Annotated in this window: 18 protein-coding genes and 1 other RNA gene; 11 read left to right on the top strand and 8 right to left on the bottom strand. The window is 28.4% G+C overall.

The window, feature by feature from the left end:
* Window positions 1-342: a transfer-messenger RNA gene (gene ssrA / locus QM495_RS03760) on the bottom strand; the annotation flags it as partial.
* A gap of 121 nt (window positions 343-463) precedes the next feature.
* Between ssrA and QM495_RS03755 the strand changes: the two genes are divergently transcribed.
* Together QM495_RS03755 and QM495_RS03750 are read left to right on the top strand one after the other, a co-directional pair.
* The gene (locus QM495_RS03755) at window positions 464-1,666 is read left to right on the top strand and encodes an NAD(P)-dependent oxidoreductase (RefSeq protein ID WP_408670771.1); all 1,203 of its coding nucleotides are present in this window, start codon (window positions 464-466) and stop codon (window positions 1,664-1,666) included.
* Window positions 1,656-1,874, top strand: coding sequence for a DUF3820 family protein (locus QM495_RS03750; protein ID WP_408670770.1), 219 nt, complete (start codon window positions 1,656-1,658; stop codon window positions 1,872-1,874). The genes QM495_RS03755 and QM495_RS03750 overlap by 11 nt, the downstream gene beginning before the upstream one ends.
* Before the next feature lie 18 nt (window positions 1,875-1,892).
* Here QM495_RS03750 and QM495_RS03745 read toward each other — a convergent pair whose 3' ends face one another.
* The gene (locus tag QM495_RS03745) at window positions 1,893-2,459 is read right to left on the bottom strand and encodes a hypothetical protein (protein WP_408670769.1); all 567 of its coding nucleotides are present in this window, start codon (window positions 2,457-2,459) and stop codon (window positions 1,893-1,895) included.
* Between the two features lie 165 nt (window positions 2,460-2,624).
* On the opposite strand from QM495_RS03745, the gene QM495_RS03740 reads away from it, so the two are divergent.
* Both QM495_RS03740 and QM495_RS03735 read left to right on the top strand, forming a co-directional pair.
* Complete coding sequence (locus tag QM495_RS03740) at window positions 2,625-5,174, top strand: adenosylcobalamin-dependent ribonucleoside-diphosphate reductase (RefSeq protein WP_408670768.1); 2,550 nt, start codon at window positions 2,625-2,627, stop codon at window positions 5,172-5,174.
* A gap of 61 nt (window positions 5,175-5,235) precedes the next feature.
* Entirely contained in the window at window positions 5,236-5,613 is a 378-nt protein-coding gene (locus QM495_RS03735) for a DUF1801 domain-containing protein (RefSeq protein WP_408670767.1), read from the top strand.
* On the opposite strand, the gene kdsA is transcribed toward QM495_RS03735, so the two are convergent.
* Window positions 5,610-6,434, bottom strand: coding sequence for a 3-deoxy-8-phosphooctulonate synthase (gene kdsA, locus QM495_RS03730; protein WP_408670766.1), 825 nt, complete (start codon window positions 6,432-6,434; stop codon window positions 5,610-5,612). The two genes, QM495_RS03735 and kdsA, sit on opposite strands and share 4 nt — an antisense overlap.
* 75 nt (window positions 6,435-6,509) lie before the next feature.
* Window positions 6,510-13,136 (bottom strand): MG2 domain-containing protein, encoded by a 6,627-nt coding sequence (locus QM495_RS03725; protein WP_408670765.1) that lies wholly within the window; start codon window positions 13,134-13,136, stop codon window positions 6,510-6,512.
* A gap of 165 nt (window positions 13,137-13,301) precedes the next feature.
* Between QM495_RS03725 and murC the strand changes: the two genes are divergently transcribed.
* The 4 genes from murC to QM495_RS03705 all read left to right on the top strand — a co-directional run bounded on the left by murC (window position 13,302) and on the right by QM495_RS03705 (window position 17,154).
* Window positions 13,302-14,654 (top strand): UDP-N-acetylmuramate--L-alanine ligase, encoded by a 1,353-nt coding sequence (gene murC, locus QM495_RS03720; protein ID WP_408670764.1) that lies wholly within the window; start codon window positions 13,302-13,304, stop codon window positions 14,652-14,654.
* 89 nt (window positions 14,655-14,743) lie between these two features.
* Window positions 14,744-15,550 carry a DUF2249 domain-containing protein gene (locus QM495_RS03715; protein ID WP_408670763.1) on the top strand — a complete coding sequence of 269 codons (807 nt, stop codon included), beginning with the start codon at window positions 14,744-14,746 and terminating at the stop codon, window positions 15,548-15,550.
* Between the two features lie 4 nt (window positions 15,551-15,554).
* Window positions 15,555-16,844, top strand: a complete 1,290-nt coding sequence (locus QM495_RS03710; protein ID WP_408670762.1) for a hypothetical protein — start codon at window positions 15,555-15,557, stop codon at window positions 16,842-16,844.
* On the top strand, window positions 16,837-17,154 hold the full coding sequence (locus QM495_RS03705; RefSeq protein ID WP_408670761.1) for a metal-sulfur cluster assembly factor: 318 nt from the start codon (window positions 16,837-16,839) through the stop codon (window positions 17,152-17,154). The genes QM495_RS03710 and QM495_RS03705 overlap by 8 nt, the downstream gene beginning before the upstream one ends.
* On the opposite strand, the gene QM495_RS03700 is transcribed toward QM495_RS03705, so the two are convergent.
* Together QM495_RS03700 and trkA are read right to left on the bottom strand one after the other, a co-directional pair.
* A complete protein-coding gene (locus tag QM495_RS03700) occupies window positions 17,151-18,650 on the bottom strand; it encodes a TrkH family potassium uptake protein (protein ID WP_408670760.1) in 1,500 nt (499 codons plus the stop codon). The genes QM495_RS03705 and QM495_RS03700 overlap by 4 nt on opposite strands.
* 3 nt (window positions 18,651-18,653) lie before the next feature.
* On the bottom strand, window positions 18,654-20,000 hold the full coding sequence (gene trkA, locus QM495_RS03695) for a Trk system potassium transporter TrkA (RefSeq protein WP_408670759.1): 1,347 nt from the start codon (window positions 19,998-20,000) through the stop codon (window positions 18,654-18,656).
* Window positions 20,001-20,056: 56 nt separating this feature from the next.
* On the opposite strand from trkA, the gene radC reads away from it, so the two are divergent.
* The 3 genes from radC to QM495_RS03680 are packed head-to-tail and all read left to right on the top strand — an operon-like array spanning window position 20,057 to window position 22,953.
* A complete protein-coding gene (gene radC / locus QM495_RS03690) occupies window positions 20,057-20,755 on the top strand; it encodes a DNA repair protein RadC (RefSeq protein ID WP_408670758.1) in 699 nt (232 codons plus the stop codon).
* 21 nt (window positions 20,756-20,776) lie between these two features.
* Window positions 20,777-22,075 (top strand): DUF7033 domain-containing protein, encoded by a 1,299-nt coding sequence (locus tag QM495_RS03685; protein ID WP_408670757.1) that lies wholly within the window; start codon window positions 20,777-20,779, stop codon window positions 22,073-22,075.
* On the top strand, window positions 22,075-22,953 hold the full coding sequence (locus QM495_RS03680; protein ID WP_408670756.1) for a hypothetical protein: 879 nt from the start codon (window positions 22,075-22,077) through the stop codon (window positions 22,951-22,953). Before QM495_RS03685 ends, QM495_RS03680 begins: the two co-directional genes overlap by 1 nt.
* Here QM495_RS03680 and QM495_RS03675 read toward each other — a convergent pair.
* Both QM495_RS03675 and QM495_RS03670 read right to left on the bottom strand, forming a co-directional pair.
* Window positions 22,945-23,562, bottom strand: coding sequence for an acyltransferase (locus QM495_RS03675; protein WP_408670755.1), 618 nt, complete (start codon window positions 23,560-23,562; stop codon window positions 22,945-22,947). The genes QM495_RS03680 and QM495_RS03675 overlap by 9 nt on opposite strands.
* Window positions 23,537-24,766 (bottom strand): oligosaccharide flippase family protein, encoded by a 1,230-nt coding sequence (locus QM495_RS03670; protein ID WP_408670754.1) that lies wholly within the window; start codon window positions 24,764-24,766, stop codon window positions 23,537-23,539. The genes QM495_RS03675 and QM495_RS03670 overlap by 26 nt, the downstream gene beginning before the upstream one ends.
* Between the last annotated feature and the right edge of the window lie 79 nt (window positions 24,767-24,845).

The following is a 24,845-nucleotide window of genomic DNA, read 5'->3' as shown; positions in this document are numbered from 1 at the left end:
TTCTACATGCTTAGTTTTCTTTTAATTTTCGACTAAAAGCGTATCGAAAACAATCTGCTTTTAGCTTAGTTTCTTAAGTTTCAAAATGCTATCGAAACATTAGCAAATCTATGTTAACTTTTACGATGCCCCTTTATTGACCGCCGCTAACCAAGGCTTTCAAGAGACATTTAGCTTTTGCACCTAGTGCAACGAGGCTCATCCTACTGTAATTCGGATTAAGCAGCTAAAGCGTAGTTATCTTCGCCGTTTAAAATGTTGAAATTGAGATTTACGAGTGCTATTTCATTACTCGGCATGCTTCTAGTTCAATTGACCTTGCAGTCAAAACCAGTCGTCCCCAAAATTTCAAAGATCAGAATCTTTTAAAAGAAAGCAAATTTAGGTAAAATAAGTCAATTAATTTATTTGTAATTTCTTTTAATTCATAATATCTTCGTGCAAAATTTATACCAATTATTTTATGAAGATAGGAATTATAAAAGAACGTAAAAACCCGCCAGATAGAAGAGTAGTTTTAGTACCAAAAAAATGCAAAGAATTATTGAATGAATTTCCACAACTTACTATAAAAGTAGAAAGTTCAAAAAATAGATTTTTCACCGATGCTGATTATAAAATTGAAGGAATTGAAGTTGTGGATGATGTTTCAGATTGTGATGTTTTATTGGGTGTAAAAGAAGTTCCGAAAACACATTTAATTCCTAATAAAAAGTATTTTTTCTTTTCACATACCATAAAAAAGCAAGCTTATAATAGAGATTTGTTACAAAAAATATTGACTAATAATATTGAGATGTTTGACCACGAGACCATTACTAATAAACAAAATGTAAGATTAGTAGCTTTTGGTAGGTATGCTGGAATTGTAGGAGCTTACAATGGATTTAGAACCTATGGATTAAAATTTGACCTGTATAATTTACCTAAAGCAGAAAGACTTCATGATCAATTAATGTTAATACATAAACTTCAAAAAATCAAGCTTCCTGCTATTAAAATTGTGTTAACAGGAAAAGGAAGAGTTAGTAATGGTGCTAAAGAAATGTTGGATGGAATGGGACTAAAAGAGGTTTCGGTAGATGAATTTTTGAACCAAACGTTTAAAGAACCTGTTTATGTTCAAATAGATGTTTTAGATTACAATAAAAGAAAAGATGGAAAAGTTGTTAATCAGTTAGATTTTTTTAATAACCCACAAGAATATGAAGGTGATTTTATGCGTTTTGCCAAAGTGTCTGATATATATATTGCCTGTCATTTTTTTGGAATAGGTTCTCCATATATCTTTACTCGTGAAGATGCAAAATCTAATAATTTTAATATAAAAGTGGTGGCTGATATAAGTTGTGATATTGACGGCCCAGTTGCTTCAACCATTCGCCCTTCAACCATAGCGAATCCAATTTACGGTTATCATCCAAAAACAGAACAAGAAGTGAACTATAAAAATGAAGATGCAATTGCTGTCATGGCAGTTGATAATTTACCTTGTGAACTTCCTAAAGATGCTTCCGAAGGATTTGGAGATAGTTTTGCGAAATATGTTATTCCAGCTTTTTTTAATAATGATAAAGAAGGTGTATTGGAAAGAGCAAGAATGACAAAAAATGGTAAGCTAACAGAAAGATTTAGCTATTTACAAGATTTTGTTGATGGAAAATAATCAACAGCATTTATTAGAAAAATTAGCCAATACAAAAATGCCTTATGGCAAATATAAAGGCACTTATTTAATTGATTTACCTGAACATTATATTGTGTGGTATAAAAATAAAGGGTTTCCTTCTGGGAAGTTTGGGGAGCAATTACATTTAGTATATGAAATACAGTTAAACGGATTAGAAGATTTAGTAAGAAAACTAAAAATGTAAGGGTTATTACCTAACTTTTTAAAACTGTTTTTTAGAGCTAACTATTCCATAAATAATATGAAAACCTCCAAAAGCTATGGCAAGTAATAAAAATTGTATTTCAGAAAAAAACATGGCTAATAAACTTTGTAGTGCAAAAAATAACCCTAGTATGGTTGAATACCCATTTGTAAAAGGGTTTACTAAAATACAGCTAATGCCATAAATTAAAAGTAATATAGGAACAATTAATTTTAGCATTCCTATTTGTATACATAAGTAGGAAATACAAATAACTACAATGAATTGGATAAAAAAGATAAGTCTAATTTTCTTTGCATTCAATTCCCAACCTTTAAAATTACTTTTTTTTCTTCTTCGCTTATTCACAAAAACAATAACTAAATAAGAAATAAATACAAAAAAGATTCCACAAATTAATAGTGTAATTTCTAAAAAAGAAATTGGTAAAACCGATGTGATTCCATTTGAGGAAGTAAATTGATTTATTAAAATATTGATTAACACAATCAATATAGTTGAAATTATACCAAACAAAATTCCAGTAACTCCATTTAAAGATAGATTATGAATTTTGGGTTTCAAATTAATTTAAATTAGTTAAAGCTTAAATCTACAAAAAAAAAGAAAGCAAAAAAATGAACTTTTCAACAATCAATGTTATTAACTAATTTAGTTAAAAGATGAATTAGTTTTAATTATTTAATAGTTTTAATAACTCAAAAAAAATATAAAAAAAATTACTTAAAAATGGCCGAACAATTAGTTTTTTCTAAAAAATACACGCATAAAGAAGTGTTAAAGAGTGCATTAGAGTACTTTGATGGTGATGAACTTGCAGCAACTACTTGGATTAACAAGTATGCAATGAAGAATAAAGATGGTGAATTTTTTGAATTAACACCTAATGATATGCATCAGAGGATGGCAATTGAATTTGCTAGGATTGAAAAAAAATATTTTGGAAAAGAAAAAAGTGTTGAAGGGCTATCTGTATATGGGAAAAAGAGAAATTTTTTATCAGAAGAGGCTATTTTTGAATTATTTAAAGACTTTAAATATACAATTCCACAAGGAAGTGTTATGTCTTCTTTAGGTAATAAAAGTGTAATTGCATCTTTATCTAATTGTGTAGTTGTTCCTCCAGTTTTAGATTCTTATGGAGGTATTTTTCATACAGATCAGCAATTAGCACAATTATTTAAGCGTCGTTGTGGAGTAGGTGTAGATTTATCAAATTTACGACCAAATGGAGCTATGGTTTCTAATTCTGCAGGAAGTACAACTGGTGCAGTATCTTTTATGGAGCGTTTTTCAAATACTACAAGAGAAGTAGCACAAAATGGAAGAAGAGGAGCTTTAATGTTAACTATGGATATTGCTCATCCAGATATTGAGGATTTTGTAACTATTAAGCAAGATTTAACAAAAATAACAGGTGCTAACATTTCATTACGTTTATCTGATGAGTTTATGATAGCAGTTGTAAACGATGATGATTTTACATTACGCTGGCCTATAGATAGTAAAACACCAACATATACCAAAACTATAAGAGCAAAAACATTGTGGGATACTATAATAAATTGTGCTCACAATACTGCTGAACCAGGCCTAATATTTTGGGATCGCCAACATTATTATTCAACTTCTTCAATTTATCCAGGCTTTAAAAACAGCTCTACAAATCCGTGTTCTGAAATTGCTATGCAAGGAGGTGATAGTTGTCGTTTAATAGCAATTAATTTGTATAGCTTTGTTAAAAACCCTTTTACAGAACAAGCAGCATTCGATTATAAAAAGTTGTATGAAGTAGTATATGAATCGCAACGATTAATGGATGATTTAGTTGATTTAGAATTAGAAGCAGTTGATAAAATTTTCAACAAAATAATGCACGATAAAGAGCCAACAAGTATTAAACAAGTTGAAATAGATACCTGGAAATTATTATATCAAACAGGGAAAAAAGGTAGAAGAACAGGTTTAGGATTCACTGCTTTAGCTGATGCTATGGCAGCAATGGGTAAAAAGTTTGATACAGATGAAGCCATAGCAGTTGTTGATAAAATAATGAAAACTAAATTTAAAGGCGAGTTTGATAGTAGTATTGATATGGCTATAACTCGTGGAAAATTTGAAATTTTCAACCCTAAAATTGAAAAATATTCTGAGTTTGTTCAAATGATCGAAAAGGAATTCCCTTCAATTTATAAGCGAATGATGAAATATGGACGTAGAAATATTTCAGTTAGTACGGTAGCACCAACAGGAAGTTTAAGTATGCTAGCACAAACATCATCTGGAATAGAACCTGTATTCTTATTATCTTATAAAAGAAGGCGGAAAGTAAATCAAGATGATCCAAATGCTAAAATTGCGTATGTAGATGAATTAGGTGATGCTTATGAAGAGTTTGATGTGTACCATGGAAAGTTAAAAAAATGGATGGAAGTTACAGGGAAAACAGATATTAGTGAGAGCCCTTATGCAGGAGCCACAGCACCAGAAATAGATTGGGTAAAGCGTGTAGAAATGCAAGCTTTGGTTCAAAAATACACCACACATTCAATTAGTTCAACAATAAATTTAGCTGCAGATGTACCTGTTGAATTGGTAGGTGATATTTATATTGAATCTTGGAAAAAAGGGCTGAAAGGAATTACAGTATACAGAGATGGTTCAAGAAGTGGAATTTTAGTATCTAATGATGATAAAAAAGAAACTAGAGGAGAAGGTTGTTATGCAGAAACTATTTTCCCTAAACGACCTAAAAAAATTGAAGCAAAAGTAGTTCGTTTTCAAAATGATTATGACAAATGGGTTGCAGTTGTTGGTTTAATCAACAATAGGCCTTATGAAGTGTTTACTGGTAAAATTGAAGATGCTTTTATTTTGCCAGTTTGGTTAGAACAAGGTTGGGTTATAAAAAATAGAGATGATGAAGGTAACTCTCGTTACGATTTTCAGTTTTTAGATAAACAAGGTTATAAAGTTACTTTAGAAGGTTTATCTAGAACTTTTGATAAAGAATATTGGAATTATGCTAAATTAATATCAGGCGTTTTACGACACGGAATGCCAATACAGTATGTTGTAGATTTAATTAGTAATTTAAACATGTTTGATGACAATATTAATACATGGAAAAATGGTATAGCTCGTACATTAAAACAATTTGTTGAGGATGGTACACAAGCAGCTGATAAAAAATGTCCAGATTGTGGGGATCCTGAAGGACTTATTTATGAAGAAGGTTGCTTAAAATGTAAAAACTGTGGTCATTCTAAGTGTGGATAATTTTATTTTTGGTTAAATTGAAAAAACATCAACAAAATTTATATCTTGTTGATGTTTTTTTATGAATCTTTCTAATCAACATATTCTAAATCAAAAAGAGCCTTATCAATCTATAATGTTATATGTTCGTAGTGTAATTTTTAAAACAATACCAACTATAGAAGAGCATTACAAATACAAAGTTCCTTATTATACACATAATAAAAAACCGATGTTGTATTTAAATATTTTAAAAGGAACAAATTTTGTTGATGTTGCTTTTGTTCAAGGTATTTTGCTGGAAGAAAAGTATGACCAATTAAAAGATAACAACAATCGTAAACAAGTGCGCTCACTTCAAGTTAAATCTTTAGAAGATTTTGATGAATTATTGTTTGTTCAATTACTAAAAGATGCTACCATTTTTTTAGATAATAGCAGAAGATCTTGGGGAATTTAATTTGAGAAACTATTAATTGTTTTTCTAATTGCTACTAAGTTACTTAGTAAGCTTTCTAAATGTTTTAAATTTAACATATTAGCACCATCACTTTTTGCATTTGCAGGATCAAAATGAGTTTCTAAAAACAAACCATCAATATTATTTACAACTCCAGCTCTTGCAATAGTTTCAATCATATCAGGTCTTCCACCAGTAACACCACTATTTTGATTTGGTTGTTGAAGTGAATGCGTAACATCTAAAATTACAGGTGCAAATTGTTTCATTTCAGGAATTCCTCTAAAATCTACAATCATATCTTGGTACCCAAACATAGTTCCTCTATCTGTAATCCAAGTTTTGTTATTACCGCTATCTTTTACTTTTTGTACTGCGTGTTTCATTGCAGAAGGACTCATAAACTGTCCTTTTTTTAAATTAATAACTTTCCCCGTTTTTGCTGCAGCTACAACCAAGTCTGTTTGACGAACCAAAAATGCTGGAATTTGAAGTACATCAACGTATTCAGCAGCTTTTACAGCATCGGTAACATCGTGAATGTCAGTGACTGTTGGTATATTAAAAGTTTCTGAAACTTTTCGTAATATTTTCAATGCTTTTTCATCACCAATTCCGGTAAAACTATCAATTCTACTCCTATTCGCTTTTTTAAAACTTCCTTTAAAAATAAATGGAATTTCTAATTTATCAGTTACTTTTAAAATATGTTCAGCAATTTTTAATGCCATTTCTTCACCTTCAATAGCACAAGGACCTGCTAATAAAAAGAAGTTATTACTATTTGCATGTTTTATGTTTGGAATTAGGTTTAAATTCATTTTATCTATTTTTATACAAAGGTAGTTTTTTGAGTTGAATTGTTAAAACAGTCTCTTAGACTTCATATTCAAAAATTAATTCAAAATAGTTATTCTAACACCTTTACTATGACTACTAAATTCAGGAGCATACATACTTTGTATAGTTGTAATTCCATTGCTAAAATTTCCAGCATTGTTTACACGTAAATCGTATTCAAAAACATACACACCTTTTGGTAAACGTTCTATAAAAAAGTTGGTAGAAGCGTCTTTGGTACTTTCGTAATAACCTAAACCATCTTGCCATTTGTAACTTGATAAAACATTAATTGGTTCTAAACCACTGGCACGCATATCTTTCATATGTATAAACTCCATAGGTCTATCCACTTTTAATTCAACACGAATGGTAATTAAATCTCCAATTTTTAAGTTTGAAGTTTCTGTAATTTCTGTTAACTCTTTTCCGGTATCCGTATTTTGTTTTAAGAAAAGTTTTTTAGATAATTTTAACGGAGTTTCAGCCGATGTAATTTTATCTAAATCTTCAAAATATTGCCAATACAAACTACCCCAAGCAATTCCTTTGTCTTTTTTAGAAATGGTAACTTTTCCCATTTCTGGAGTAATTTCATTACCATTCCACGAAGTTTTAAAATAACCAGTTCCGGCTTCAATTTTTATGGTTGAAAGTTTTGAAGGCTCTATTTTTTGTGTTCCAACAGTAACCTCTACACTTTCATTAATAGATAACCAATCGCTTCCTTGTAATAATAAAGCGTACACAGCTTCTGTGGTTGCTTTGGTAGTTTTCCATTGAGAAGTTTGTTTATTTTTCAATAACCAAACTTTTAACTCGTCAACAATTGCAATATTATTTTCTATTTCCGAAAAAACTTCAATTAGTAAAGCTTGAGTTTCAATAGGTGATTGATACCAGTACCAACTTGCTGTATTTTCTTTCCAATACATTCCTAATTCTTCACTAGAAATGCTATTTTCTTTTAATGACTTTAATATTTCAGAAGTGATTTTTGAATTCTCATTTCTATGTTGAATTAAAGCAATTAAACCTTTTGAATACAAGTTGAAACCTGTCCAATACGTTACTGATTGTTTTGTATAATAATCAATAGCTTTTTTAACTTTTGAAGGAATTTCAACTTCCTTATAAAAACTACGCATATATAAATAATGCAATTGTGTATGCCCTAAATGATTCTTCTCTAAATAAGCTGTTTCAGCTTTTATGCTTTTTGACTTTGTTTTGGCTCTTTCTCTAATTTTTTTAGCTTGTTTTAAAACCTTATTATAATCTTCTAAAATTTCATCATCTAAAAACTGAACGGTTTTTACTATCATTTTTTCAGTTTCTTTACTCTCAACAACATTTAATTGTTTTAAGTGTCCGTAACTTGCAGCAATGTGTTGCGTAATGTAGCGGTTAGGATATTTACTACCTTTAAACCAAGGGAAACCACCATTACTAAATTGCAATTCTTTTAGTTTATTCAAAGCTATTTCTTGCTCATTTTTCATTTTATTTAAGTCGAATAATAAACCAATTCTCTTTTTTTGCTCTGTTTCATTTTGAGCATCACGCAACCAAGGAGTTTCTTGAATAATAATAGATTTCAGTTCTTCATTTTTTTCTAAATTAGAAACCAACGCATCACTTGTTTTCCATAAATTGAATACTTCTTGAATGCGTGGATTTGAATTTGCAATAAAACTTGCCAACGTATTTGCATAATAACGAGAAAACGTTTGCTCGGCACATTCATACGGATATTCCATTAAATAAGGTAAACTTTGAATTGCATACCAAGCTGGATTCGATGTAATTTCTAATGTAAGTTTATGGTGACTGAGCGTAGTCGAAGTTTGATTCTTCAATTTATCTAATGAGAATGTTTTTGTCTGATTACTACGTACCCACATTGGCAACGTTTCAGTAACCAACATTCTGTTAGATAAAACTGGCAATACATTTTGTTCTCCATCAGAAAATTCACCTGCTTTTGCTACAATTTTATACTGAACAGCTTGTACGTCATCAGGAATAGTTAATGTCCAATTTACATTGGTATTTCCTTTGGCATCTATAGTAAAATTCTGTAAGTCATTTCGACTCCGCTCAATAACCGTTTTAGTAATGTCCTTGCCTGAAATGGCATCCGTTAAAATTAATTGAGCAATTCCGTTTAATGCTTTGTTTGTTAGGTTTGAAATTTTGCTTGAAAACTGTAAAACATCGCCTTCACGTAAAAAACGTGGAGGATTTGGTAACACCATTAACTCTTTTTGAGTGACTGTTGTTAATGTTTTGGTAGCTGTAGCCAACTCTTTTGTATGAGCTACTAATTGCAATTTCCAACGTGTTAGTGCTTCTGGAATTGTAAAACTAAAACTAACATTTCCGTGTTTATCGGTTTTTAAATGAGGAAAGAAAAAAGCAGTTTCTTTAAAGTTTTTACGAGTTTTAACTTTAGAAAAGTCTCTCCTTAATTTTTCTTGTCCACTTTTGGTAGTAATTAATATGACACCATTTGCTGCTCTGTTACCGTAAAGTGAAGTTGCAGCAGTACCTTTTAAAATTGAGATATTTAATATATTGTTTTGGTCTAATTCAAATTTATCAACGGGTACACCATCAACAATATATAAAGCATTTTTCTTGTTTATTGAATTGGCCCCCCTAATCATTATATTTTTATCAGCTCCAGGAACTCCGTTGGTTTCAGCAATAGAAATACCGGCAACTCTACCCTCAAGAACTGAAGAAACAACTCCAGTTAATTCTTTTTTTCTTACAGTTCCATAACCAGTTACCACAACTTCCTCTAATGCATTTGAATCTTCTTTAAGCTCAATGTCTATCGTTAAAGAATTTCCAACTATTTTTCCTGAAGTTCTAAAACCAATATAACTAAACTGCAATTCATCACCTTTTTTAACTTTAATAGAATATGCTCCGTCAAAATCTGTTTGAGTTCCAAAAGATGTTCCGCTTATAATTATACTTACACCAGGTAATGGCCCAGAAGCATCTGTAACAACTCCCGAAACAGTTTTGTCATAAGAAATTCTTTGAGTTTCTTCCCGTTCAACATTGCTTATGGCTCTTGACATATATAAATTTTGTTGGTATCTATTTTGATTTAAGCTAAATCCAAACCAGTTTAATTTGTCAAATTGTTGAGTGCTATTTTGATAATAACTTCTAGGTAAATTATATACTCTGAAATTGGTATTACCATAACTGTTTGAGCTATTCCAGTTATTGTATGAATAATAGGATGCATGTTGAATAGGGTTAAAACTCCAATTATGTGGTTTAAATTCATCTAATGAAGCGTCGTACATACTTGCTAAAATTTCAGCAGTTACTTTATCCGTATTTTCACCTTTTATCTTAAAGCTCCAAGTTTCTTCTTGGCCAGGTTGTAATTTATCTCTAAAAGTTTCGGTTTCAATTTGTAAACTATGAATTGAACGAGGTACTGGAATTTGAATTGTTCCGCTTTTAAATTCATTGTAATTTGCAAAACTATATTTAACTGCAAACCCACCTAAATCATTTTTAGTTACAGGGATTTTTATGAATTTAACTTCATCATTTAACTTCACTATTTGCTGACTTACAATTTTGTGATTTTTTTCAATGGCAATAGTTACTATTAAATTATTGGATGCAGAACCAACTTTTAAAGTTGCTGTTTCGTTAGGTTTGTAGTTATTTTTGGTAGCTGAAATTTTAAACAATTGCTTGTCTGCTATTTGAGGTTTTTTAGAGTTGAAAACGCTAAATCGTTGTTTCCCTTCAACTAACTGATTGTATGTGTCTTTCGCTTCAACTTCAATAATATAGTTGCCAATATTCCAATTTTTAATCTTTTTTAAAGTGATTTCTTTACTGTTTTCTGTATTAAATTCTATTTCAAAAACTTTGTTTCCCTTTTTCCAATTATTAATATTGTTTTCATCATCGGTATAAGGCTCGTGAGGGAAAAGTTGCTGATAGGTTTCTTTTGAGATTACTTGATAATTAGGAACATTCCAAGACCGTTGGCGAAGTACATTTTTAGGAGCTTGTAATTTGTATATTTTTAAAACACCTGTAGTGGCTGTAAACTCACCGTTTAAATTGGTAGATTTTAAATTTATTGTATGATTTTTTTCTGAAATATCAATTTGCTTGTTAATAGATACATCGATGGTTAACGTATGGTAACCAACTTTAACTTGTGTTGTTGAGCTTCTAGTTTCACCATTAATATCTGTTACATCTGCTTCAATTTCGTAGGTAAAAATAGGTTTATCGTCTTTATTAATGCTTTTGTCTGGAATGGCTTTAAACGTAATTTCAAAATCACCCATACTATCGGTTTTTGTTTCGCCGTGTGTAATTTCCATAGCTTCGGAAGAATTAAACGAAGGTCGGTACCAATAAAACCAACTAGGATATTGAACTTTTCTATGAACTCTATAGGTTACTTTTGCATTAGAAATATTGCTTCCAGCAAAAGCAATGGCATTTCCTTTTACAGTTACTGAATCGTTTACTTTAAAAGTATTGGTAACGGGTTTAAATTTGGTTTCAAATTTTGGACGCTTGTATTCTTCTACTGAAAAACTGTACTCATCATTTTCAAAATAAGAATTTTTATCATCAAATAATTTGCTGTCATATTCATAACTACCATCAATATTAATAGTGTATTCACCATTTAAACCATTGTTTGGTAAAATAAAAGTTCCTGAAGTTGAACCAAATTCATTTAGTTTTAAATCTAATTGTTTTACTTCTTCTCCGTTTGGATTCTCCAATATAAACTCAACATATTCATTAGTTAAAACGGTTGTTTTATCACCTTGTTTTTTAAGGAATATTGCTTTAAAATATACAGTTTGTCCTGGACGGTAAATACTTCTATCAGTAAAAATGAAAGGTTTTATAGTGATCTCTTCATCTTCATTTTTTTCTGTTTTTTGTTTTCTGTTTTCATTTAAATAATAATCTCCAAATGAAGCACTTTCGTTTTTTGTTTTTACTAAAATAACAACGTTTCTATGATAATTTTTTGTTTTAAAACTAAATTCACCATAGGCATTGGTTGTAAAATTTTGTGAAATTGCTTTGTTGTATCTTCCTGTGTTGTAATTTTTTAAAAATATTTTAGCATGAGTATAAGGTTTTCCTGTATTTCGGTTTATTACTTGAAACCTGTTTCGCTCGTTATCACTTTTTTGAACTAATGAAATATTGGTTGCTTGAATTGTAGCAGTCGCAAAAATTGCATTTTGTTTCACCTTATTTTCAGGTGTACTTACCATTAAATAGTTGCCATTTTGTAGTGGCGGAATAATAATTTCAGTTGAATGTTGTTGATAATCTTTTTCGTTTTTTAATGTGTTTATTAAAATTTTATTTTGTTTTAGCTTATTGATGAAAGCAATTTTAATAGAATCATTATTAATTTTATTGAAAGCTCTAATTTCTTTATTTGTAATACTGTAAATAGCAGTATTTAAGTTGCTTAAATTTTTATATGATACTAAAAATTTGCTATGTAAATTGGTAGGTATGTTTTTTTCTGTAGTAATTGTTATTCTTGGCTGTAAAATACTTGTTTTTAGGTTTTTACATTTTTTAGCACCTAAACTTTCTGGAAAGTTCTCAATAGCATTATTACAAATTTCTAATGCTTCAGCGTTTTTGAATTGATATGCTGTGTTTAAATTTTGTTGATATTTTAGTCCTTCATTTCTATAAATAGTTGCTATTTTAAAATCTATTAATGTTAATGATTCGTGCTTTTTACTTCCTGTTTTAAGTGCTTTTAATTTCTCTAAATAGAATTTATCAATATCATCAAAATGAGCATGTTGTTTTAAAAATGTTAATCGTTCTAATTCAGCATTTACATAAGCGTTTAAATTATTACTTTTAGAATGAAAAGTGATTAAACTATTATATATTTCAAGCGCCTGGTATTGTAATGAAAAGTGTTTTGGTTTTTCAATTAAATTATTGTTATTACTATTAAAATGTATTTTCGATATTTCAAATTTTTCAGATGGTTTTGTAATAGAATTTTCACTTGTTTTATAAAAATTTAACGCATTATTTGCTATAAAATCAAATAATGTAGGTCTGTATTTTTTAGAATCTTTTTGTAAGTGTAAAATATCATTATACGTTTCAAGTTTTGTTATTTGAAGAATAATTCCGTTTTGTAAAGAGTTTTGAAAATGAGTATGAATTTCTGCGAAAATGGTTTCTAAATCCCAAGTTCTAAAATCGGTTGTATCAACTTTTTTAGAAGTTTTAGTACGGTTGTAAAATTTCCATCTGTTTTGTTGAAAATATTGCCAGTACAAATTAGCTAAAATATTTTCCAATATATTTTTTGTGGGTGTTTTTGCTGTTTCAATTTCACGTTCCAGCTGTTTAATTATTTTAAGTTGAGTATTTTCTTCTAACGTTAAGGCAAACTTAGATTTGTAAATAAGTACTTTTATTAGTTGAGGCGAATTCTTTTCTTTTTCCGCTTTTTTATAAATGATTTCAACTACTTTTAAAGCTGATTTAGGTAAAGATTTAATTTCAAATTGTTGAACTTCTTTCCACAATTTGTTATAATTGTTAAAGCTTTGTGCATTTAAAATGTAACTAAATAATACAATAGACATTATAGTTAAGGCAATTTTTTTCATAATTATTTCATTTATAAGTAAAAGTAACTTTATAAAGTATTTTAAATACATTTTTTTGAGTAAAGTTCCTTTTAAATAAATTAAAGATAAAATATTAATTAGTGATTCTAAATTTATTAAATTTTTGAAAGCTATTTTGTACATTTACGCAACAAATTTTTCAGAATGAATATACATTTTATTGCTATTGGAGGAAGTGCTATGCACAACCTTGCTATTGCTCTACTACAAAAAGGATACCAAGTAACGGGTAGTGATGATGCTATTTTTGAACCCTCAAAATCGAGATTGGAAGCAAAAGGATTATTACCAAAGGAATTTGGTTGGTTTGAAGAAAAAATTACTTCAAATTTAGATGCTATAATTCTTGGAATGCATGCAAAACCTGATAATCCAGAGTTGTTAAAAGCTAAAAAGCTGGGTGTAAAAATTTATTCATATCCAGAGTTCTTATACGAACAATCTAAAAATAAAACACGTGTAGTTATTGGTGGTTCACATGGTAAAACAACTATAACATCAATGATTTTACATGTGCTTGATTATCACAATATTAGTGTAGATTATATGGTTGGAGCTCAATTAGAAGGATTTGATACGATGGTACATTTAACTTCTGAAAATGAATTTATAGTTTTAGAAGGTGACGAATATTTGTCAAGTCCGATAGATAGGCGTCCGAAGTTTCATTTGTACAAACCTAATATTGCTTTAATAAGTGGTATTGCCTGGGACCACATCAATGTTTTTCCTACGTTTGAAAATTATGTAGAACAGTTTTCAATATTCACTAATTCACTCACTAATGGAGGAATAATGGTATATAACGAAGAAGATGGCGAGGTGAAAAATGTAGTAGAACAAGCTGAAAATCCAATAAAAAAATATCCATATAAAACACCAAAATATAGAATAGAAAATGGAGTAACATTTATAGAAACTTCTTTAGGTGAAATGCCATTGGAAATTTTTGGAAAGCACAATTTACAAAATTTAGCAGGAGCAAAGTGGATTTGTCAACATATGGGAGTTGGGGAAGATGAATTTTTTGAAGCTATCGCAAGTTTTAAAGGTGCTAGCAAACGATTAGAAAAAATAGCAGAGAATAAAACTGCTGTTGTTTTTAAAGATTTTGCACACTCACCAAGTAAAGTAGTTGCAACTACAAATGCTGTTAAAAATCAATATAAGGAAAGAACAGTTATTGCTTGTCTTGAATTGCATACGTATAGCAGTTTAAATGCAACATTTTTAAAAGAGTATAAAGGAACTTTAAATAAGGCAGATATAGCAGTTGTTTTTTACTCGCCAAGTGCATTAGAAATTAAGAGACTTGAAAATATTTCTAAAAATCAAATTAAAGATGCTTTTGAATGTGATAATTTAATAATTTATACCAATCCAAAAGATTTTAAAAAGTTTATTTATAGTCAAAATTATAATAACTCAGTGCTGTTATTAATGAGTTCGGGTAATTATGGAGGTTTAAACCTTAGTGAATTATCAAAATTAATTTAGAATTATGACTTTTGTCATAAGAGGTTAATTATAATCATTCTAAATTATGATAGAATGTATTTAATATATACCTTTGAAAAAAAGATAAAATGGTCGTAAATAGAAATACTCGAATTTCTATACTTATTACAGAGAATGAAAATGTAATTGAAGCAATAACCTCATTAAATAAACATTTTAAAAAGCTTAAAAATCCTATTTTGCGTAAGGTTTTGGCACCACGTGTTTCTGTTGCAGACGCAGCCAAAGTTGGAGGAGTCTCAATTAATATTTTATTAAATAAAATTGCTGAAGTAGGTTTTGAAATTGAACTTACTAAAGAAGAAAATTATATAAACGATTTTAAAAACAATTTAAATAACATTTCAATGAATAAAGAGAACCTAATTAGTTTAGATGTAAGACCAATTATTGAAAGTGGGAGTGATCCATTTAAAGAAATTATGATAGCGGTTAAAAAATTAACCAATAACCAAACCTTAGAGATAATTAATTCTTTTGAACCAATACCACTAATTAATAAGTTAAAAAGTAAAGGTTTTAAAACGTGGACTGATAAATCTAATGATGGAACAATTCACTCTTTTTTCAGAAAAGAATTCGAATCTAAAGATTTAGATGAAACCAATATAGAAGATGTAGTTTTAGATTTTGATGAAAAATATAAAGAATTTTTTGGGAAATTTAAGCAAATTGATGTTAGACATTTAGAGATGCCAGAACCTATGACAACAATTTTAGAAGAATTGGAGTTATTACCCGAAGGAAATGCTTTGTTCGTAGAACATAAAAAAATCCCTCAGTTTTTACTACCTGAATTAAAAGCTAGAAATTTTGAAGTTTTATATAATAAAAAATCAGAAGATCATTTACAATTATTAATTTTTAAAAATTAATATTTTGAATGATTTAAAAACAAATAATGCCCCACATAGTAGTGTAGTTGTACCTCATTTTATATTTGGAGCAATTAGCTTATTTGTATTAGCAGTTTTAATAATTTTAGCAGATGAAAATATTTTTGGCGTTTACTTTAATGGTAAGTTACTTGCAATAACACACATGGCTGTTTTAGGATGGGCAATAATGATTGTTTTTGGTGCTCTATATCAATTAATTCCAATTGTTTTTGAAACAAAATTGTATAGTGAAAAGCTAGCTAAATTTACTTTTTGGAGTTTAGTAATAAGTGTACTCTTACTAACCTATTCTTTTTGGGAAGGAGCCTTTTCAAACTTGTTAGTTTATGCGGCATTGCTAATGTTTTTCTCGTTACTATTATTCGCTTTTAACGTATTATTTTCTTATAAAAATTCAGTATTAAAAAATAATTCATCAAGGTTTATTATCACTGCTGTATTTTGGTTATTAATTACAGGATTGTTGGGTGTGTTAATGGCTCTAAATTTTAAATTTAATTTTTTTTCTGAAATACATTTACATTATTTAAAAATTCATGCCACAATTGGCTTAATAGGTTGGTTTTCGTTTTTAATTATAGGAGTTGGATCAACTTTATTACCTATGTTTTTAATTTCTCATAAGCTAAATCACAAGAAACTTAGTATTTCCTATTACTTGATGAATAGTGGATTAATTGGGCTTATTTTTAATTGGTTTTTATTACAACTAATAATAGTTACTTTAGTTAGCTGGATTTTAATAATAGTAGGGATTTTATTTTTTTTGTCATTTATTTATGATTCCTATAAAAAAAGAATACGTAAAAAATTAGATATAGGAATGCAGTATTCAATGCTAGCCATTGGAGGTGTTGTAGTGCCTATTGTAATTAGTTTAATAGTGTTAATAGGCTTTAATTTTAATTTTGAATTGTTGTCTAGAATAACAACACTTTATGGTTTCTCTATAATTTTTGGATTTATAACAACCTTAATTCTAGGTCAAACATATAAAACACTACCATTTATTATTTGGTTAGAGAAATATAAAAATTTAGTAGGGAAAACAAAAACCCCACTACCTAGAGAACTATATTCAGAAAAGGTTGCTACTATTCAATTTTATATTTATTTATTATTTATACTATTAATACCAATAGGATTGTTGTTAAATAATACTATTATAGTAAAAGTTGGAAGTTATGCATTGTTGGTAGTATCGATTCTTTATAATATAAATGTTTTAAAAATAATTTTTCATAAAGTTAAAAATATTGAAAATGAATAAATCAGAAATAACTCAATTTGAGTTTGAAATGTTAGAATTACTTAAAAAGGTAATGGATCCAGAAATTGAAATTAATATTGTTGATTTAGGGCTAATTTATGAACTGTATTATGATGGAGATAAAAAAATTAACATTGTAATGACATTTTCAACACCAGCTTGCCCATTAGGTGATACCATTAAAACAAATATAATGGAAACAATTAAACAAAAACATTCAGATTTTACAGTTAGTATTGATGTTGTTTTTCACCCAGTTTGGAATACTTCAATGGTAAGTGAAGAAGGAAAACGTGTTTTAGGGCTTTAATTCTTCTTCCAAAAAAATGGAGTTAATAAAATTAATACCGTAAATAATTCTAATCGGCCAATTAACATTAAGAAAGAGCAAAACCATTTTGCACTAATAGATAAATGAGCGTAATTATCTACGGGACTTACAGAACCTAAAGCGGGACCAATATTACCAAGTGATGAAGCAGCAGCACCAAAAGCCGATTCAAAATCTAATCCGAAAAAAGTTAGTATTATTGAGCTAACAATAAAAATTAGCATATACAATATAAAAAATGCTAAAATATTATAAATAATATTTTTTGGAACACCAATTCCATCGTAACGAACAGGAATAATGGCATTTGGATGTAATAATTTTTTAAATTCAAAAAAGCTATTTTTTATCATAATAATATGACGTACAATTTTAATTCCACCACTTGTTGAACCTGCTGAACCACCAATAAAAAATAGAGAAAACATAAGCATAGTTGCAAACGAGTTCCACATTGTAAAATCAGCACTTACAAATCCAGTGGTGGTTAATATTGAAGTTACCTGAAAAGCTGCATGCCTAAAAGCACTTTCAGTTTCTCCCCAGGGCTTAGGGTGGTTTATAGTAGTTACTAAATTAGGATCTTGATAATTCACAACTAAAAAGCTAATTAAAAGGGTTAAGCCAATAACACCAAAAAAGTAATACTTGAACTCTTCACTATTAAAAACTTTTCGAATTTTGCCTTTTAAAGCAAAATAGGTCAAAACAAAGTTTGCCCCAGCAATAAACATAAAGAGTGTAATTATATATTGAATAATGGGAGCTCCATTCCAATAGGCTACACTTGCATTTTTTGTTGAAAATCCACCAGTACTCATGGTGGCCATTGCATGATTAATGGCATCAAACCAGGTCATACCGGCAATTTTAAGAAGGAAGAATTCAGTAATTGTTAATATAAAATAGATAAGCCAAAGTCTTTTAGCAGTTTCAGTAATTCTAGGATGCATTTTATCGGCAGATGGGCCTGGAGCTTCAGCCATAAACAATTGCATTCCTCCAATACCTAAAAGAGGTAAAATAGCTACAGTTAACACAATAATTCCCATACCACCAATCCAATGTGTTGCACTTCGCCAAAATAAAATTCCTTTTGACATCGATTCGATATCTGTTAAAATAGATGAACCTGTGGTTGAATACCCTGATATAGTTTCAAAAAAAGCATTAGTATAACTTGGTATTGCTCCTGTAAAAACATAAGGGAGTGTACCTGTAAAAGTTAACATTAACCATCCCAAAGTAACAATTAAGTAACCTTCTTTTTTCTGTAAGTTTTTTTTTGCATTTCTATTTAAAAACCATAATAAAAAACCGATAATTATTGTAGTTAAACCAGCATTTAAAATACCCCATCTTTCAGTTTCATTATAATAAATACTAAATGGAACAGCAGCTAACATAAATAAGCCATTGAGCATAGAAGTTAAACCTAAAAAGCTTAGAATAATTTTTAAATTAAGATGCTTCATGTGTTAGTTAAATAATTTTTCAACTTTAGCAATAGCTTCAGGAAGGCAGAAAACAACAGCTTTATCACCTGCGAGTATTTGAAAATCTCCAAAAGTCATCATTGCTTTTCCGTTTCTAATTACACCAGCAAATACACCGTCTTTAGTTAATTTTATATCTTTTACTAATTTTTTTGTTACTGGAGAGTTTTCTTTAACTCTAAACTCTAAAACTTCGGCATCAACATTGTGTAAGTTGGCTAATTTTAATACTTCACCTTTTCGAACGTGTTTAAAAATGGCACTTGCTGCTAATAGTTTTTTATTAATTAATGTATCAATTCCAATAGTTTGAGAAATATTGATATAATCCATATTTTCAACTAAGGCAATTGTTTTTTTAACTCCTTTGGATTTTGCTACTAGACAAGACATAATATTTGTTTCAGAATTTCCAGTAACAGCTATAAAAGCATCCATTTCGGCAATATTTTCTTCTTCTAATAACTCTACATCTCTACCATCTCCTTTTATAACAAGAGCATTTGGTAATTTTTCAGCAACATCTTTAGCCCGCTCTTTGTTTATTTCAATTAATTTTAGATTAAAATTACCTTCACATAAATTTCTAGCCGCTTTAACACCAATTTTACTTGCTCCTAAAATCATAACATCCTTCAGTCCAAATTGAGTTTTACCCATTAACTTATAGAGTTTTTTAATGCTCTCTTTTGGAGTGGAAAAATAAATTTGATCATTTGCTTGATAAACGGTATTTCCTCTAGGAATTACTGTTTTACCACTTTTTTTAGATTTAATAGCAATGGTAATAAATTCTACATCTGAAAAACGTTCACGAGCCTCCTGTACTGTTAAATTTATTAATGGGGAATTGTATTCTAATGTGCTTCCTAAAATATTTAATATGCCATTTTCAAACTCAATAGTATCATTAAAAGCAGATTGATGTAATAACATTTTAATTTCTTCTGCAGCTAATTCACCAGGAGAAATCATATTGTCAATTCCCAATTCGGCAAAATCAATATCGGTATTTTGAGAAAATTCATGATTTGAAATACGAGCAATTGTTTTTTTAGCTCCTAATTTTTTTGCTATTACAGCTAATGTGAAATTAGTGTTTTGAGATTCAGTAACTGCTAAAAAAATATCAGCCTTGTCTATGTTAACTTCTTTTAAAAGTTTGACTGAAGTGGCATCACCTTTTATTGTAATAACATCAATATGACTACTTGCATATTCAAGCTTTTCGGCGTCCATATCAATAAGGTAAATATCTTGAGATTCAAAAGAAAGTAGTTTTGACAAGTGGAAACCTACGTCTCCAGCTCCAACAATAATAATTTTCATATACTGAAATATTTAGAGCAAATATATTACACTTATCTTTGATAAAAAAATTGGATATGAGTTATGAAAATAAAGTAACTTCAATAAAATATTGGGCTGAAGATGATAGACCAAGAGAAAAGATGTTACTTAAAGGAAAAATAGCATTGTCAGATGCAGAATTAATTGCAATTTTAATAGGATCAGGGAGTAGAAATGAAAGTGCCGTTGCATTGTCAAAAAGAATATTAGCTTCAATAGATAATAATTTGAATAAGTTAGGAAAGTTAGTAGTTTCAGATCTAATAAAATTTAAAGGTATTGGTGAAGCCAAAGCAATTTCAATAATTACGGCATTAGAATTAGGTAGAAGAAAGCGGCTTGAGGAAGCACTAGAATTGCCCAAAATAACTAGTAGCCAAACAGTATTTAATGTAATGCAACCAATAATAGGTGAGTTACAACATGAAGAGTTTTGGGTTATTTATTTAAACAATTCTAACAAGATTTTATTTAAAGAACAACTTAGTAAAGGAGGAATAACGGGAACTTTAGTTGATGTAAGGTTGGTGTTTAAAAAAGCAGTTGAGTTGTATGCTACAGCCGTTATTTTATGTCATAATCACCCTTCAGGGAAATTACAGGCAAGTAGTGCAGATAAAGCAATCACTAGTAAATTAAAACTAGCGGGAGAAACTCTTGATATAAAAGTGTTAGATCATTTAATTATTACAGAAAATGCGTATTTTAGCTTTGCCGATGAAAATATTTTGTAAAAGAAACTTTTAAATTAAATAATGCTATTAGTTTACACTCATAAAATTACTCCACGCCTAAACTATATATTTAAACATTATTTTGTTAGAATATTACAAATACCTGTTATTTTTACTACAAAAGTTGATGAATTTGTTGCTCATAGTGGTCCAAAAATGACCTATTCAAAAGTTCCTTTAGGGTCAGAATTCTTTATTAGAAGTCATGATTTATTATTTGAACAAGGAATTAATGATATTGATATAAATATAGCTAATTGGGAAGATACAATTTGCTTTTTTGCCGCTGGAGAAAAATCGAGTATACCTTTTGATATTTTTGCTGCAGGGTTTTATTTAATTAGTAGATATGAAGAATATTTACCTCATGTACAAGATATACATGAGCGTTTTCCAGCTGAAGAAAGCTTGGCTATTAAAAATAATTTTATTGAACAACCAGTTATAGATATTTGGGCCTATAAGTTTTTGGAAGCTTTAAAAATGAAATTTCCAAACTATAATTACAGTACAAGAGCGTTTAATATAATTTCAACTATTGATGTTGATGCAGCTTATGCTTATAAAAATAAAGGTATTGTTAGAACATTTGGAGGGATTTTGAAGGATATTTTTCAATTTAGATTTGTAAATTTTTGGCGTAGAATGTTAACAATTTTAAATTTTAAATCAGACCCGTTTAATACTTTTAAGGAGCTTTTAAAAATAAAGGATGAGTATAATGTTAAAACTATTTTTTTCTTTTTAATAGGTGATTATACTACATTCGACAAAAATATTTCATCTTCAAACAATAAATTTAAATCACTAATTAAATCGGTTGCAGATTATGCTAAAATAGGACTGCACCCATCATATTTTACATTTAAAAGTGTCGAAAAATTAAAAAAAGAGAAAATAAGATTAGAAAGCATTATAAATACTCCTATTACATTTTCGCGTCAACATTATTTACGATTAAGTATTCCAGAAACTTATCAAAATTTAATAGATTTAGATATTGAACAAGATTATACAATGGGGTATGCAAAAGTTGCAGGATTTAGAGCAAGTACCTGCACGCCTTTTTATTTTTACGATTTAGATTTTGAAATTCAAACACCTTTAAAAATATTTCCATTTGCTTTTATGGATGTTACTTTAAAACATTATATGAGCCTATCTAACGAGGAAAGTTTGCTAAAAATTCTTAAATTAAAAGAAAGCGTTAAAAATGTAAATGGTACTTTTATTTCGTTATTTCATAATGAAACACTTAGCGAAAATGAAATTTGGAAAGGTTGGAATACAATTTATAAAACAACCGTAATAAATGATTAATGATTCATTATTTAAAAAGGTATCAAATAGATGTTGTTAAATATAACACTTGTGTAGAATTAGCTACAAATTCTAGAATTTATGCATATAGTTGGTATTTAGATATTGTTGCAGATAATTGGGATGTTTTAATTTTGGATGATTATAAAGCCGTAATGCCACTACCTTGGAGAAGTAAATATTTTATTAAATACATCTATCCACCAACTTGGACACAGCAATTAGGAGTGTTTTCAGAAAAAGAAATTTCTCAACAATTAATTTCTAATTTTATAAAAGAGATACCTAAAAAATTTAAGAAAGTAACAATTCAGTTTAATTCAGATAACGATTTAAGTTTGTTGAAAGCAACTGAAAGAGTTAATTATATATTGCCTTTGAATAAATCTATAAATAGTATAGAAAAGAGTTATAAAAGTAATAGAAAGTATAGTGTGAATAAAGCTAAAAAGAATAACTTAATTATAAAAAGTTGTACTTTTAAGAGTTTAGCTTCAATAGGTAAATTAGATTATTCATATCTTGATATTCCAAATTCAGATTATTCTAAATTAAAATTAATAGTTGATTTAATTGAAAAAAAGAATAAAGGTTTTGTTTTAGGAATTTATTCTAAAGACAATATTTTGTTAGGTGGAGCAGTTTTTCTGAAAGATAATAAAAGAATAAGTTATTTATTTTCAGTTACCTCATTTGAAGGAAAAAAATTGCAGGCAACTAGCTTTTTAATTAATGAAGTGTTTGAAAGGTTTCAAAATTCTTTATATATTTTTGATTTTGAAGGATCAGTAATCCCTGGGATTGCTTCTTTTTTTAAAAGTTTTGGGGCTGAGGCAGAACGCTATTTTTTATACCAAAAACCATTTCAATTATTTTGAGAAACCTTTAAATTCTTTAGAGATTCTTTTATTGAATTTAATGATTGAAAAATCCTCAGAATAAGGCTCCTTTTGTTTAATTACAATACAAGGATTTCCTACTGCAATTGAATTTGGAGGTATACTTTTTGTTACAAGAGAGCCGGCTCCTACAATTACATTTTCTCCTATTTCAACTTCAGGTAAAATTACTGCATTTGCTCCAATCCATACATTATTACTAATTTTTATTGGTTTAGATAAAATGTGTTTTCTGAAATTTGAGATATCGTGATTTGATGAAATAATTTTGGCTCCAGGACCAATTTCAATATTATTTCCAAAAATAATTCCATTATTAGCTTGAATATATATACCAGGATTATCTCCAGGGTCACATAAAACACCTTTTTTAATATTCTCTGGTGCAACTATCTTTGAAGTAAAGTGAACCGGCCAATTTATTTTTGGATTTAATCTGAATAATTTTTGAGGTATCAGAAAATGAAAAAATAGAATATAATATTTTTGATAACCATATTTTGGTCTATAATATTGAGGGTAGGCTAAATTTATTATCCAACCAAACAATAAAAAATCAATTTTATGAAGTAAGGATGTTTTTTTCATAGCTTCTTTTAAATGACTTTAATGTTTTTAAAAAATAGAGTAGTAATACTAAATATCCAAAACCTCCAAATATAGAAATAATTGTTAATGTATAAATTAAATTGTTGGTCAAAAAACCAATATATATTCCCAATAAATTTACACACAATAAATATAGGTTAAAAAGTAAACTAATTTTATTTTTATTCAATACTATAATAATATTACTTATTGGATTAAATGAAGATCTAGCTAATATTAAAAATGATAAAATACCTATGAATAATCGTAGGTTTTCCCAATTTTTAGGAAGTAAAAATTCTAGTAAATAAATTCCAATAGTATTAATTACAATCAAAAAAAGTAGCATTAATCCAACATTTGCAAATACTATTTTTTTTGTTAAATCATACAATTTTTCTTTAGAGTATTGAAATATTTTGGCAGATTTTTGGTAATAAACTTGAGATATTGATGATGAAATTAAAAATAATGGTGTTGCAACAATTTTAAGGCTTAATGTATAAACACCCGAATCTTTTAAACTGAAAAATGTTACAATTAGAATAGGAATTAAATTAACGGCTAGGCTATTAATAAGTGTTGAAGGGAGTATAAATTTTATAATAGATTTATGTTGTAAAACATTTTCTTTTAACGCCTTAAATTTAATAGGTTTTAAATATTTTAAGTTTTTTTGAAAGTAATATATACAAACTAGGATACTTGAAATAGTAGCTCCATATACTAATCCCATCAATTTAAATTTTAAAAATAATATTAGTTGAAATAAAATATTAAAGACAACAGTTAATATTTTTTTAGTTGAAATAGGTTTAAATTTTTTTCTAAAAGTTAGAAAAGATTCATGAATTTTATTATATGATAGTGCAATTGATGCAGCAATTGAGATGTTTACAATTGCAGAATAGGAATCACTAAAATTTAATAAATAAGTTATAAAATTGTAGCTTAAGAATATAATAAGAGCTAAAAAAAATGAAATGATAAATAGTGAATTCATTAAATTTTTACTCTCATCTTCAGTTTTTGCAGTTATTACTCCATTTTCAAGCTGTAATGTATTAATAATCATTAAAATACTTGAAATGCTTAAAAAAACTCCAAATACACCATAAGCTTCTGATCCATAAATTTTTGCAAGAAAAATAGAGCCAACAAAACCTAATATTTGAGATAAAATTGTTCCTCTAAACATTAGCAAAATATTTTTTTGGAAAAAAGATATTGATTTATAGTTAAATTTTAATTTCAATTTAATTACTTTGTTTCAAATATAATGT

The organism is Lutibacter sp. (genome assembly GCF_046055765.1).
Lineage (GTDB): Bacteria > Bacteroidota > Bacteroidia > Flavobacteriales > Flavobacteriaceae > Lutibacter.
This window is presented reverse-complemented; position numbering and strand designations above follow the sequence as displayed.

What these genes read in the sequence shown, in the direction of transcription:
- QM495_RS03755 (WP_408670771.1), top strand. Translation starts at nt 464, where the DNA reads ATGAAGATAGGAATTATAAAAGAACGTAAAAACCCGCCAGATAGAAGA.
- QM495_RS03750 (WP_408670770.1), top strand. Translation starts at nt 1,656, where the DNA reads ATGGAAAATAATCAACAGCATTTATTAGAAAAATTAGCCAATACAAAA.
- QM495_RS03740 (WP_408670768.1), top strand. Translation starts at nt 2,625, where the DNA reads ATGGCCGAACAATTAGTTTTTTCTAAAAAATACACGCATAAAGAAGTG.
- QM495_RS03735 (WP_408670767.1), top strand. Translation starts at nt 5,236, where the DNA reads ATGAATCTTTCTAATCAACATATTCTAAATCAAAAAGAGCCTTATCAA.
- kdsA (WP_408670766.1), bottom strand. Translation starts at nt 6,434, where the DNA reads ATGAATTTAAACCTAATTCCAAACATAAAACATGCAAATAGTAATAAC.
- QM495_RS03725 (WP_408670765.1), bottom strand. Translation starts at nt 13,136, where the DNA reads ATGAAAAAAATTGCCTTAACTATAATGTCTATTGTATTATTTAGTTAC.
- murC (WP_408670764.1), top strand. Translation starts at nt 13,302, where the DNA reads ATGAATATACATTTTATTGCTATTGGAGGAAGTGCTATGCACAACCTT.
- QM495_RS03715 (WP_408670763.1), top strand. Translation starts at nt 14,744, where the DNA reads ATGGTCGTAAATAGAAATACTCGAATTTCTATACTTATTACAGAGAAT.
- QM495_RS03705 (WP_408670761.1), top strand. Translation starts at nt 16,837, where the DNA reads ATGAATAAATCAGAAATAACTCAATTTGAGTTTGAAATGTTAGAATTA.
- QM495_RS03700 (WP_408670760.1), bottom strand. Translation starts at nt 18,650, where the DNA reads ATGAAGCATCTTAATTTAAAAATTATTCTAAGCTTTTTAGGTTTAACT.
- trkA (WP_408670759.1), bottom strand. Translation starts at nt 20,000, where the DNA reads ATGAAAATTATTATTGTTGGAGCTGGAGACGTAGGTTTCCACTTGTCA.
- radC (WP_408670758.1), top strand. Translation starts at nt 20,057, where the DNA reads ATGAGTTATGAAAATAAAGTAACTTCAATAAAATATTGGGCTGAAGAT.
- QM495_RS03685 (WP_408670757.1), top strand. Translation starts at nt 20,777, where the DNA reads ATGCTATTAGTTTACACTCATAAAATTACTCCACGCCTAAACTATATA.
- QM495_RS03680 (WP_408670756.1), top strand. Translation starts at nt 22,075, where the DNA reads ATGATTCATTATTTAAAAAGGTATCAAATAGATGTTGTTAAATATAAC.
- QM495_RS03675 (WP_408670755.1), bottom strand. Translation starts at nt 23,562, where the DNA reads ATGAAAAAAACATCCTTACTTCATAAAATTGATTTTTTATTGTTTGGT.